The following is an 11,846-nucleotide window of genomic DNA, read 5'->3' as shown; positions in this document are numbered from 1 at the left end:
AACATAACTTATCTGCATCCCTCATTGGTGTAATTGTCACTTTAGTTAGTTAAACTTTCACTTACGACTCAGGATTGTTTAAACGATGGAACGTGGTCTTTTATGGTTGCCTTTGTTGATAGCGTTTTTTTGGTTAGCTTGGCAAGGCTCAAAAGAATATCAAAAGGTCGAGGCTTATAAGATTTGGGCAGAACAATTTGACCGAGCCAAATATGATATCTATGCGGTATTAGGTCAAAAAGACAACAATCTTACTTGGGGTAAACCCACACCAAAAGGAATAATTAATTTAGGAACTTTTTCTTTACTTGATGTTAAAGAAATTCATCTTTTGGTAGATGGCAAAATTGTAAATCTAAAAGCGCCCCCAACAAAAGGTCGTGTTATTGAGTTAGAGTTCATTATTGCTGAATCCGCTAATGCTTCTATACATGTACCCTTTACAGAAATCCCTTTAGCTGTGAAATGGGCTGAATATTTACAAGGTGCATTACAAAATTTACCAGGGGAACAAACTCTGTCGTAGAACAGTCAAAAATTATAGAAAATTGCTAGGTATATTTAGGAGTTAAGAAACTTTAGATTCCCCAATTCTGTAAGAAATAGGGAATCTAATTTTCTGAGAATTGATCCAAAAATAATCTTAGCTAAATCAATTTATTTTTTATCAAAAATTCAGAAATATTATCTCTACGAACTGTAGTCAATATTAGAAGTTAAAAATCAATGAATTTTTGCCAATAGATGAGAGTTGATATGGGGAAAAATATTGCGGTTTTGGGTGTATTTTTACTTGTTGGTGCTTGCAGTTCTAGTATTGACAGCATCTCTCAGGCAACTAACACAGCAAAAGCGAATGTAGAAAACTGTCCAAAAGCTGAGGTAGTTTCTTTAACAGTACCAAATAAAAATGAAGGTTTTTATGAAAGGTTTGATTGGCATATTCGCAATATTGTAGCGAATGATGACACTGTTCAGTTTCAAACTCTAAAACAGGATTTTGTTTTCTGCCGAGCTAATAATACTTGGACAGTACAATCAGGAACCTTACCCAAGGAGTTGCAACCACCAAAAAATTATGCAGCCTTGGCACAGGATTGGGTAAATCCAAAATTCAAGAATATCAATTTTCAGGGTACAACTTATCAGTATCGGGTCGTTCAAGAGCCAAAGTATTCTTTAAGCTCAGATAATAATATCTCCAGACCAGAAGTCCCAGATCCAACTAAAGATAAAATTGTTTTTGAACTAATTACCCCTAATAGTAAAAATCCTCAACGGCAAACTGTGTATACTCTCAAGGATTTGCAGAATGCAGCAGTAAAAGCCGGATTTTCTGCTGAAGGAAATCAGTTGGGCGTGCCGAGAGTAACATCTAGTTTAGTTTATGGCGATCGCATTTGGTGGGCGATCGCTTTTGAGCAAGGTGAAGGTAACAATGGTATTGCTACCATTATTAGTTATGACCCAAAAACTGATAAATTTAGCCTGATTCAACCAAAAGCACTTGCATTTACACAAATTACAGATTTAGCCATCACGGGTGATGTTAATAAGCCTACTTTTTGGATGGGTACTAATGTGGGTGGTGAAGGAAATCTCTACCTTCCCGCTAAAGGATTAGTTGCTTACCGTCCGGATGGTTCTTTAAGTACTTACACCACACATAACAGTCCATTAGTTGGGGCAATTCCTGACAAACTCAGATTAGAAAATAACATCCTTTGGGTGAGTGGCACTAACGGCGTTTGCCAAGTGAAATGGCAAGCCGCTGATAACCCAGACAGTTGGGCTTGTTGGCGCTTTACTGCAATGGCTAAACTGCCAGAAAAATTACCACTTTACAGTGCATCAACTAATAAAAAGCCTGCTGTATCTTTGTCTGGTAATAATACTGTAGAAGTTTTGTGGTGGAGTCCGGTTAACTTCCAAACCAACAAAGGACGTTATGAAGTGACATACCCTCAAGGCTTCACCACTAAAATTAATGAAGGTGCCAGTAAGTATGAGTTTGGACGTTCTTTACCGCCAGAAAAACCACCTGTGGAATGGCCGGGTTTTGAATGGCACTGGAATGGACAACGCTTTGTTCGTGCGTTGGATGAAGTTGGACTTAATTTAGTTGGGGGTGGCCCTCAAGGTATCGGTTCTGGAGAATTTAAACCAGAATTGCCCATGAATTGGAATGCAATACGCGGTGATTTAGAGTTAATTGATATTTCTCCTAAATCCACCAGCGTAAAATATTACTCTGGTTGGGTTGACTCCGAAAAACTGCAACCTTATCTTACAGTTGTGCCGCAAACAAGACCTCAAAACCCTCAACCAAATCCTTTGTTGAAAGGTCAATAGTCAAAAGGCAGAAAATAAAATTTCCGACTTCAGACTTTTTTCTTCCCCCACTCCCTTATGAACGCTGAAACAAGATCAAAAATCCCTGTAGCTTTAACTATTGCTGGTTCTGATAGTGGTGGTGGTGCGGGAATACAAGCTGATTTACGTACCTTTGCTTTTCACTGCGTCCACGGTACTAGCGCTGTAACCTGCGTGACGGCACAAAATACCTTGGGAGTGGTGCGAGTTGATGCAATGCCATCAGAGGCAGTTGTAGCCCAAATGCAAGCGGTTGTGGAGGATATTGGCGTACAAGCAGCAAAAACGGGAATGTTGCTGAATCCAGAAATTATTGCTGCGGTAGCCCAGCAAGTGGAGACTTTAGAAATAGATAATTTAGTGGTTGACCCGGTGATGGTATCCCGCACAGGGGCGCAGTTAATTGATGATGATGCGATTAAGACGCTACGCCAGCAGTTAATTCCCCAGGCGGCTATTATCACTCCTAACCGCTATGAAGCACAGATTTTAAGTGGTTTCCCGATTAATTCTCTGGATGATATGAGGGCTGCTGCCCAAATGATTCACCGCAATTTAAAGGCAAAGACTGTTTTAGTCAAAGGTGGCGGGATGCAGGGAAATGCCCGTGGTGTTGATATTTGGTTTGATGGCAACCGTTTGGAAATCTTGACAACACAGCAAGTAGACACGCAAAATACCCACGGTACTGGTTGTACATTATCAGCTGCGATCGCCGCTAATCTGGCGATCGGCAAGGATTTGTTAACATCTGTCAAACAAGCAAAAGAGTATGTTACAACTGCTCTGGCTTACTCACTCAGTATTGGCAAAGGTCAAGGCCCTGTAGGACACTTTTTTCCTTTGTTACGAAATTGACCTGTGCTTAGTGGAATATTGTAAGTTATTAGTTGCTGATTTTAGCAATTTTTAGGTATTAACTCGACCAAAAAAAATCTTTGCTATCTCGGCATTTATCTATTATTCTTGGGCATAGTTTCAGATATAGCAATTTTTCATAGCCTCTCTGTAAAATTCCATTACCTTAACTTTTGATACCAATTCACCGATGCGAACAACCACAGCAGCTGTTCATAGCCACTCTGCAACAAGGCCCGCTTCTCAAAATCATCCTTCCTCTGTGCCACTGTACGTATATCGGGAATTGGCAGCAGAGTTAGAAGCGACTCAGGCAAAAGTAGATGCACTCACCGCAAAAAATCAGCAATTAACGCAAGAAAATCAATTTTTGCGACAAGAAATTACCAAAGTTTTACAGTCTGTCGCCAACTTGCAAAAGCTAGTTGATTTCCGTAGTCCCGAAAGCAAGGATAGTAACTTTCATCCCCGTGCTAGTGGCGAAGTGAAAAATATTGCCAAACAGCCCAAAAAAGAAGCACGTCCTCGTTCGCCCTCAGCGCGGACGCGTCCACCGGAAACACCTAAAACTAAGCGCCGCCCAGATTTTTCTGTACCTGTAGTAGAAATAAGTTCTCACATCCCAGAAACAATCTTTATAGAAGAGCAGGCTGTTAATTATTATCCTTCTATGGAAGCAAAAAAGAAGGAAATCAATGGTTGGGGGTTAGTGATTACGATTTTATTAGTTATGTTGACTGCTTTTGGTGCTGGGTATTTAATTGTGCGTCCCCTGTTTGCACATCAGAGTAACTAATTTTGCTGTAAATTGTTAACAAATATACTTAAATATAGAAGCTTTCTATTTTTAAGTTAAATAAAGTATGTTTCTCTCTTACCTCTTTGAGTCATCAATCTGTGATGCCAAAACTGCATAGACAAAAACTAAACACTTTAAAAAAAGTTGCAATTATTACATTATGTTTTTGTAATCGCGTTATTGGTAATAATGTCACACGGTTGATCTGGTTAGATAGATAAACAAACCTATTAAAATTTAGGAGTCAAATACATGAAAAAAGTAGAAGCAATTATTCGCCCATTTAAGCTTGACGAAGTGAAGATTGCTTTGGTTAATGCTGGTATCGTGGGAATGACGGTTTCGGAAGTGCGCGGTTTTGGACGGCAGAAGGGACAAACAGAACGCTATCGTGGTTCTGAATACACTGTGGAGTTTCTGCAAAAACTGAAAGTAGAAATTGTCGTTGAAGATAATCAGGTTGATATGGTGGTAGACAAAATTATTTCTGCTGCCCGCACAGGGGAAATTGGGGATGGTAAAATCTTCATCTCTCCTGTTGAACAAGTTGTGCGGATTCGGACTGGAGAAAAGAATACAGAAGCAGTATAAGGCTGAATAGAGGCGCGAGCGATCGCGTCTAAATTATAGGCCAAATAGTCAGCGTTGCTGAAAGTGTGATAAACAACATCCGAAAGTTAAACTTTCAGAGGTTTTTTTGTCTCTAAAATCAGCAACGCCTACTGTGAAAATTCAACAGAATAATTTCTCAGAGAAATTATTTAGCTGACTCTGCAAAAACTTGAAAAATTGTTTGGTAGCCTTCTTTTGCTAAATTCTCAGCTTCCCGACGTTCTTCATTGGTGAAGTTGCTTTGTAGTTTCTCGTCGTCAGAAAATTTAGCAATTAATGTTTCATCATCGAAGAACAAAGTTTCTCCTGAGTGGAAATATCTGATAGCTACGACTTTGTTATTTTTAAACCAGAAACCTACCCCGTCTCCTACTTCTAAAAGTGCTTCAGAAGCGGCGACAGGTTGATTATTGATAGTACAAATTCTATAACTAACGCCTGCTCTAACTTTTGTTGCTTCATCACAACCTTCAGTCATTTCAGTTAAAGCCTGCATTAGCGTATCAAAAATTTCTTTAGTACTTTCTGTCTTAATTTTCTGTTGTGCGTTTGCAGAAGTATCAATTACACATCTATCAGGAATACCATTACCATCATCATCAATGCGTGAGTCATTTTGTCGCCCATCATTGTCGCAATCAATTGCACCCCCGATAATTTTGCTTTCTTTCGCCGCAGGTGTTTGAGAATTTGATGTAGTTGATGCTTGAGACACTTGACAAGTAGTGAGTAAAGTAGTGCAAACTAGCAAGCTCAAAGATAATTTGTTGGCAAATGGCAGTGATATCATGACTTATCTAAGTATTTGGCTAGTTTAGTTTGCCCAAAATAGATAGCATGGACGCACATCTGTCACTAGTCTTTCTTCAGTGCATCATCTGGATTCTCAACACTCTTGATTCTGGCTGCTGATGACAAATAAATTTATTTTTTAAATAGATTTTACTCACCAAAAATTTACAGTAATTGAGATCAATCTCAGTACTAACTCGTGAAAAAATATAGTTTTGTCAACTACTGTGATTTATCACCACTTTCCAAAAGAGACATAGAATCTTTCACCCGCCGAATGGGTAAATTAGCAATCAAAGCTGTTGTTCTTTGGTTGCTTTCTAATGTGAACTCCAAGCCATCAGTTTCGATTTCCACGTAGCGACAGACGATATCGAGAATTTCTTGACGCATTTTTTCTAACGTCTGAGCATCTAAGTCAGCGCGATCGTGAGCTATGACTACTTGTAGGCGGCGTTTAACTTGATTGCGACTGTTTTCAGGAGGTCGAGAAAAAAGTCGTTCGATAAGTTCAATGATCATTGTTGTTAATAGATCTCAGGAGACTGAAACATTAAACAATCTTTGTCCACAACAACTTCCGCAAACGGGCGAAGATGTTATCTGGGGGCGCGTCGAGATCCAAGAATTCGACTGTTTCTCCTTCTAATCTCCGAGCAATATTTTCCACAGCTATAGCAGCTAAAGAGGGAGTATCCCCTAATACCAAGGGTTCGCCGCGATTGGTCGAGACAATTACACGCTCATCGTCAGGGATCACGCCAATCAATGGGATTGCAAGCAGTTCCTGAACATCTTGAACAGACATCATATCATTTGCCCGTACCATTGCTGGTCTGATGCGGTTTATTATTAAGTGTACACGCTTAACACCTTGTGCTTCTAATAACCCAACTACCCGGTCAGCATCTCGAACAGCGGATATTTCTGGAGTAGTGACAATTAAGGCTTCTTTGGCTGGGGCGATCGCATTTTTAAATCCGTTTTCAATCCCCGCTGGACTATCAATAATGACGTACTGATATTTTTGCGCCAGTGCATTCACCAATAATTTCATTTGTTCGGGGGTGACTGCATCTTTGGAACGATTTTGGGCTGCTGGTAGAAGTACGAGGTTAGTTTGGCGTTTGTCTTTGACTAATGCTTGTTCTAACCGACACTCTCTGGAGAGAACTTCTACGGCTGTATAGACAATACGGTTTTCGAGTCCTAACAGCAAGTCCAAATTTCTTAAACCAAAATCTGCATCAACCAAGGCAATTTGACGACCCAATTTAGCGAGGGCCATACCTAGGTTTGCTGACACTGTAGTTTTACCCACCCCTCCTTTACCGGAGGTAATCACAATAATGCGAGTCATGTTCAGAGTTGCGAGCGATGAGGGTTCAGGAATTATAATAGTTATTTATGGTACTTGATTTATCCTAGCTAATTGATTTCTAGAAAAATCAGTAGCCCTAGCGATGCGAATTCCTTGGGGCGTGATATGTGCCACTTCGGGAGAAAATTGCGATGGTAGCTTTTCAGGCGCTCTGGCTACAGCATCGGCGATTCGCAATTGAGTAGGTTCCATTTGCAAAGCCATAATTAAGCACTCGCGGTTCCCCCCAGCGCCAGCATGAGCAATTCCACGTAAACGCCCCCAGACTAAAATATCTCCTTCTGCCACTACGATACCACCTGGATTGACATCTCCTAGCAAAATTACTGTTCCGGGATGACGAATTTCGACTCCTGAACGGACAGTCATTTCGAGATAGAGTGCGTCTGCTTGGCTTGTTGTAGTTATTTGAGCTTCGGAACTGAGGGAGGTTTGTGGTTGGAGTTGTTCTACAGAATACCCTGATGTGACAGCGGCGATCGCAGTTTGTCGCCGACTCGTAGCGACACATTTTAGCTGGAGTTGCACTTCGCTAAAGCTATCGGCTAAATCTTGCAGTTGTCTGCTGTCTAACAAGCGGTCATAGGCTATCAAATGTACAGGTGTATTTGGTATCCTTAAGCGATCGCCTGCATTTAATCGCAACTTCAACTGTTGCCAAATATCAGCCCAAGCTATTTCTGATGCTGGCAATTGAGATTCTGTCGGTAAGATGACTAACAGTTTTCCAGCTTCATGTTTGAACTGAACTTGGATATTTTTGAGTCGATTATCTACTTCGGCTTCTGTCACATCCCAAAGAGTGGAACTCGCTTCTGTATTTGAGGCTTCAAGATTGGGTTCTAAGTCCTTAGCCAAATTTAACTCCAATTCTCTAGAAGCAGAATTTAACTCTACATCCTGAAGCGGAGCAGTTGACTCTAATTCTTGTGGGACAGAATCTGGATTTAACACTAAAGGCGGAGAATTTGATTTTAAATAAAGGAGAACAGATGATAACTCCGTATCTGGAATGACAGAATGAGGATCTGGCTCAGAAACGGTGGAATTCGACTCAATATGAAAAACATTGGAATTTACATCTACATCAGATAGATGAGAGATAGACTCTGCATCAGGAAGTGCAGAATTTGACTCTGGATTAGGGATAGCAAAATCAGAAGTCATGCAGCACCAGCCATAAACACAATGGAAACTCCGGGTAATTACTTATCTTAAATTAGTTACACAACGGAACAACATTTTCACCCAAGAAAGTTATGAGAACTAAGTGCTGTAAACGCTTCTGTTACCTCCCGTGGGATGCACCAACAACTGCGGCTCAGAACTTTTGAGGATTTCACTGAACTCATGTTTCTGAAGTATTTCAGAACAAACATTTTGTATCAACCCTGATTTATTATTCTTAACTAGTGACCTAGACAGCTATTAGGCATACATATTGCACTTTTTTTTGCGGATTGTCATTAGTCAAGGGTCAGTCAATGGTCAATAGTTTTTATCAACATTCAATAACAAATGATATTTGCAGGCGGAAAACTCTCCAAACTTTCAGACTTCAGACTTTACACTTCATAATTGTTTAGTTAATCGTTGGTAAACTGTTGCTAAAGCATGAGCATCACCAACATTACCGGGAAATAGTACTACTGGTAAATTGGGAAATTGGGGATGGTTAGCAGGTGTAATTACCATCGAACAACCAGCTAAAATTTGTCCTAATAATCGCGCTGTTGTTAAAGCCAAGCCTGTACTCAAGACATCATTTGATGTAATCCCACCTTTGCTAATTAAAAAGCCAATATCAGCAGGTAAACCCTGCACAATATCCATCAATAAACTGGAAACTTGAATGCCAAAATCAAGCCGTGTTTTCACATCATTAAAAGTGAGTTCTTGACGGCTAGTATAAATAACTGGCGTTTTACCAGCGTTATAAACAGTCTGAATGTTTGCTAATGTTTCGGTGAGCAGTATAGTAGCTGAATTTTCTTCTTGATTGAGTAATCGCTGAACATCAACTTCAATTCCCGCTGTCCCTTCTGTTTCCAACAATGCGTTTAACTGCTGCGTTGTCTTTTTGACATGGGAACCGACAATAACTGCGCCAGGTTTGCCTTGCCGCACATATTTTGCCATGTTTTCGGCAGGAATTGGTTGGGGCGGTAATGCTGCTAAAGCTGTTAAGATGCTGGCGGCACTACGAAATAAAAAGCGTTTACCTTGGCTGGCTGCGGTTAATAAATCTTTGGCGAAAATATCGAGGTCGGCTTGAGTTTCGCCATCAACCACAGCACATTGATTACCTGTGAGTTTGAGTAATCTTTCTAAGCTACCAGCACGAATATCAGACAATAAAAATCTGGTGACAGACTCCTCACTAATGCGACCTTGAGTTTTTTCTTCGACGTATTTGGGTAAGTAACTGTGATGATATCCAAATACGGAATCACGGGCAAACTCAGTTTTCTCTACTGGGGTTGGTACACCATCAATAATTAAGTAATGGATGCTGTCGCGGGTGATGCGTCCACCTTCAAAAAACGCGGGGACGAGGAAATGAGCATCAAAAGAGCCGAGTTCAGTGGCGATCGCATCCGTTTCAATGGGATAATGCCCACGTAATGTAGAATCAGAACGACTCACAACTAAAAAATCGCTCATTCCTTCACCCGCTATTGCTTGTTTTAAATTTTGACAAACTTCTTTAGTTACAGCTGCGGCTGACTCTGGCGGTAATGCACGGGTATTAGTCAGGACAAAAAAAATCGGTGAATCATCACGCAACCCGATGCGTAAAGTATCCACATCCCAGCGCATTAGCAGCAAGCAACTGTGGACTGTTTGCGAACCTGTAGGGTCATCATCTAAAACAATTATTTTTGGTTTATTACTCATGAGAGTCAGCAGCGCAACGGTTGTGTGGGATAGTTAAGGCTTTTGCAATTTTTTAATTTCGGCTGGCACATCAAGGACAATCTGCAATGATTAATTGAGTAGTTGAGCATATTCGCCAACTTGCGTACGTCCTTACTTGTCAAGCTTGCAGATTTGCTAAATTATTTACAAATAATCAAGAATTATTTGTCAGCAATTTTTCATTCATTATCCCGCAAAAATGGTATTTCCATGATTGCCTCTCTCACTTCTGACGATTTTATCCTTGAAGCTTAATTTGGTAGAGCTTCATAAAGAATTGGTATGAGGGTAGGGATGTAGCTGATTAATAGCCTTACACCCTATTTGTATTAGTTGTCACTACATAAGTTCTACTTGACTATCTCCAAAACATTAAGGAGGTATATTTTGCCATCCGGTTAAAAATTATTAACTTTTGTTAAATTATGTGATATTTTTTTAACAGGTCACAGAAGCTTGAACGTCTAAACGCTCTCGCCCACGTCCTTTTGCTAGTTCTAAATACAATTTAAAGTTAGGTGTGATATGCCAATTACAATTGACTCGGCTCGTGGTATTTTCCCAGAAACCCTATCTGCCGATGCAGTACCAGCCACAATTGCTAGATTTAAGCAACTCAGCGCGGAAGATCAGTTGGCATGGACTTGGTTTGCTTATTTAGAAATGGGTAAAACAATCACTGTTGCTGCTCCAGGCGCTGCTCGTATGCAGTTTGCCGAAGCAACTCTCAATCAAATTCGGGAAATGACTTTTCCTGAGCAAAGTCAGGTGATGTGCGATCTAGCCAACAATGCTGATACACCTATTTGTCGTACCTATGCTACTTGGTCGGCAAACATCAAACTAGGGTTCTGGTATCAACTTGGAGTATGGATGGATCAAGGTATTGTCGCTCCAATTCCTGCTGGTTATCAGCTTTCTGCCAATGCTTCAGCAGTACTGCAAGCAGTTAGAGAACTGGATCAGGGACAACAAATTACCGTCTTACGTAATTCTGTAGTTGATATGGGATTTGATCCCAACAAGCTGGGCGACTATACCAGAGTCTCTGAACCTGTTGTTGCACCTAAAGATGTGTCACAACGCACTCAAGTCACCATTGAAGGCATTACAAATGAAACGGTGCTGAGTTATATGGACAACCTTAATGCCAATGATTTTGGGGCATTAATTGATCTATTCGCGCCTGATGCAGCTTTGCAACCACCTTTCCAAAGACCCATCGTGGGCAGAGACGCTATTCTACGATTTTTTAATGAAGAATGCCAAAACCTCAAATTGCTTCCAGAAAGAGGCGTTTCTGAACCAGCAGAAGAAGGTTACACCCAAATAAAAGTTACAGGTAAAGTCCAAACTCCTTGGTTTGGTGCTGGTGTTGGAATGAATATGGCTTGGCGATTTTTAATTAATCCTAAAGGTAAAATTTTCTTTGTGGCAATTGATTTGCTGGCATCTCCTAAAGAACTATTAAATTTAGTTCGCTAGAAGAAGTACCAGCTAATAGCTATACCTTGAATGATTGTGTGAGCGCTCTCTAGTCAAGGGCGCTCCTATTTTTTGCAGCAAATCGCCCATTGATAAAACAATTAAACGTATAAATTTTAAGGTTCGGAATGCACGTGAGTGAAGTTGAATGGTCTAAGACCGAGGAAGAAATAGCTAAACACGCTTTTGAAAAAGCATATCAGCGAGAAATTGAAGCGGTAATCCAAGAAGTCCGGCAAAGATCCAGTAAGATGACACAGGCTGATGAAATGTGGCAGTTACACGATTTCTTAAGTGCCAGAAGGCATGAAATAGATGGTAAATACGAATACAGATATTCAGTCCTCATCTTTGTCTTTGCTAGGTTGATCAAAGAGGGTTGGCTGCATCTTGATGAACTACAGGGACTGGAAAAAGATAAGTTGACCAAAGTAGCCGTTATGACTCGGATGTAAAAAGTGACTCAGCCTCATATTTGGTAGCAGCAGACAGACAGAGATGTTTTCTGCTGCATTTCTTTTGTACCAGCACTTTGATATTTAAATTCATCATTTATCCGCAACGCAGCTTTGAATATGGTGCAAGATAGAAGTTACGGTGGGCAGATTGCAACATACACCTATAAAT

12 protein-coding genes are annotated in these 11,846 nt (G+C 40.4%); 7 read left to right on the top strand and 5 right to left on the bottom strand.

Annotated elements, in window-relative coordinates:
- Nucleotides 1-85: 85 nt before the first annotated feature.
- The 5 genes from NCWK1_RS00160 (at nt 86) to NCWK1_RS00140 (ending at nt 4,621) form a co-directional block, all read left to right on the top strand.
- Complete coding sequence (locus tag NCWK1_RS00160; protein ID WP_103123301.1) at nt 86-526, top strand: hypothetical protein; 441 nt, start codon at nt 86-88, stop codon at nt 524-526.
- 230 nt (nt 527-756) lie between these two features.
- Nucleotides 757-2,352, top strand: coding sequence for a hypothetical protein (locus NCWK1_RS00155; protein ID WP_103123546.1), 1,596 nt, complete (start codon nt 757-759; stop codon nt 2,350-2,352).
- A gap of 57 nt (nt 2,353-2,409) precedes the next feature.
- Nucleotides 2,410-3,231 (top strand): bifunctional hydroxymethylpyrimidine kinase/phosphomethylpyrimidine kinase, encoded by an 822-nt coding sequence (thiD, locus tag NCWK1_RS00150; protein WP_103123300.1) that lies wholly within the window; start codon nt 2,410-2,412, stop codon nt 3,229-3,231.
- Nucleotides 3,232-3,421: 190 nt separating this feature from the next.
- Complete coding sequence (locus NCWK1_RS00145) at nt 3,422-4,027, top strand: hypothetical protein (RefSeq protein ID WP_103123299.1); 606 nt, start codon at nt 3,422-3,424, stop codon at nt 4,025-4,027.
- A gap of 255 nt (nt 4,028-4,282) precedes the next feature.
- Complete coding sequence (locus tag NCWK1_RS00140; RefSeq protein WP_015111218.1) at nt 4,283-4,621, top strand: P-II family nitrogen regulator; 339 nt, start codon at nt 4,283-4,285, stop codon at nt 4,619-4,621.
- A gap of 166 nt (nt 4,622-4,787) precedes the next feature.
- Here NCWK1_RS00140 and NCWK1_RS00135 read toward each other — a convergent pair whose 3' ends face one another.
- The 5 genes from NCWK1_RS00135 to NCWK1_RS00115 form a co-directional block, all read right to left on the bottom strand.
- Entirely contained in the window at nt 4,788-5,357 is a 570-nt protein-coding gene (locus tag NCWK1_RS00135; RefSeq protein WP_222838756.1) for a hypothetical protein, read from the bottom strand.
- Between the two features lie 299 nt (nt 5,358-5,656).
- Nucleotides 5,657-5,956, bottom strand: a complete 300-nt coding sequence (gene minE / locus NCWK1_RS00130; RefSeq protein ID WP_015111216.1) for a cell division topological specificity factor MinE — start codon at nt 5,954-5,956, stop codon at nt 5,657-5,659.
- Between the two features lie 31 nt (nt 5,957-5,987).
- Nucleotides 5,988-6,794 carry a septum site-determining protein MinD gene (minD, locus tag NCWK1_RS00125; protein ID WP_015111215.1) on the bottom strand — a complete coding sequence of 269 codons (807 nt, stop codon included), beginning with the start codon at nt 6,792-6,794 and terminating at the stop codon, nt 5,988-5,990.
- 45 nt (nt 6,795-6,839) lie between these two features.
- Nucleotides 6,840-7,982: a septum site-determining protein MinC gene (gene minC / locus NCWK1_RS00120; RefSeq protein WP_103123297.1), complete on the bottom strand. Its 1,143-nt coding sequence runs from the start codon at nt 7,980-7,982 to the stop codon at nt 6,840-6,842.
- A 405-nt stretch (nt 7,983-8,387) separates the two neighbouring features.
- Nucleotides 8,388-9,713, bottom strand: a complete 1,326-nt coding sequence (locus tag NCWK1_RS00115; RefSeq protein WP_103123296.1) for a four-carbon acid sugar kinase family protein — start codon at nt 9,711-9,713, stop codon at nt 8,388-8,390.
- A gap of 546 nt (nt 9,714-10,259) precedes the next feature.
- Between NCWK1_RS00115 and NCWK1_RS00110 the strand changes: the two genes are divergently transcribed.
- Nucleotides 10,260-11,219: an orange carotenoid-binding protein gene (locus NCWK1_RS00110; protein ID WP_103123295.1), complete on the top strand. Its 960-nt coding sequence runs from the start codon at nt 10,260-10,262 to the stop codon at nt 11,217-11,219.
- A gap of 128 nt (nt 11,220-11,347) precedes the next feature.
- Nucleotides 11,348-11,674: a hypothetical protein gene (locus tag NCWK1_RS00105; protein ID WP_103123294.1), complete on the top strand. Its 327-nt coding sequence runs from the start codon at nt 11,348-11,350 to the stop codon at nt 11,672-11,674.
- The last annotated feature ends 172 nt before the right edge of the window (nt 11,675-11,846 follow it).

The organism is Nostoc cycadae WK-1, from assembly GCF_002897135.1.
Taxonomy (GTDB): domain Bacteria; phylum Cyanobacteriota; class Cyanobacteriia; order Cyanobacteriales; family Nostocaceae; genus Nostoc_B.
The sequence above is the reverse complement of the archived record's forward strand: the minus strand, read 5'-3'. Positions and strand labels throughout refer to the sequence as shown.

Coding starts and splice junctions, on each gene's coding strand:
- minE (WP_015111216.1), bottom strand. CDS start 5,956: ATGATCATTGAACTTATCGAACGACTTTTTTCTCGACCTCCTGAAAAC.
- minC (WP_103123297.1), bottom strand. CDS start 7,982: ATGACTTCTGATTTTGCTATCCCTAATCCAGAGTCAAATTCTGCACTT.
- NCWK1_RS00105 (WP_103123294.1), top strand. CDS start 11,348: ATGCACGTGAGTGAAGTTGAATGGTCTAAGACCGAGGAAGAAATAGCT.
- NCWK1_RS00145 (WP_103123299.1), top strand. CDS start 3,422: ATGCGAACAACCACAGCAGCTGTTCATAGCCACTCTGCAACAAGGCCC.
- thiD (WP_103123300.1), top strand. CDS start 2,410: ATGAACGCTGAAACAAGATCAAAAATCCCTGTAGCTTTAACTATTGCT.
- NCWK1_RS00140 (WP_015111218.1), top strand. CDS start 4,283: ATGAAAAAAGTAGAAGCAATTATTCGCCCATTTAAGCTTGACGAAGTG.
- NCWK1_RS00115 (WP_103123296.1), bottom strand. CDS start 9,713: ATGAGTAATAAACCAAAAATAATTGTTTTAGATGATGACCCTACAGGT.
- minD (WP_015111215.1), bottom strand. CDS start 6,794: ATGACTCGCATTATTGTGATTACCTCCGGTAAAGGAGGGGTGGGTAAA.
- NCWK1_RS00155 (WP_103123546.1), top strand. CDS start 757: ATGGGGAAAAATATTGCGGTTTTGGGTGTATTTTTACTTGTTGGTGCT.
- NCWK1_RS00160 (WP_103123301.1), top strand. CDS start 86: ATGGAACGTGGTCTTTTATGGTTGCCTTTGTTGATAGCGTTTTTTTGG.
- NCWK1_RS00110 (WP_103123295.1), top strand. CDS start 10,260: ATGCCAATTACAATTGACTCGGCTCGTGGTATTTTCCCAGAAACCCTA.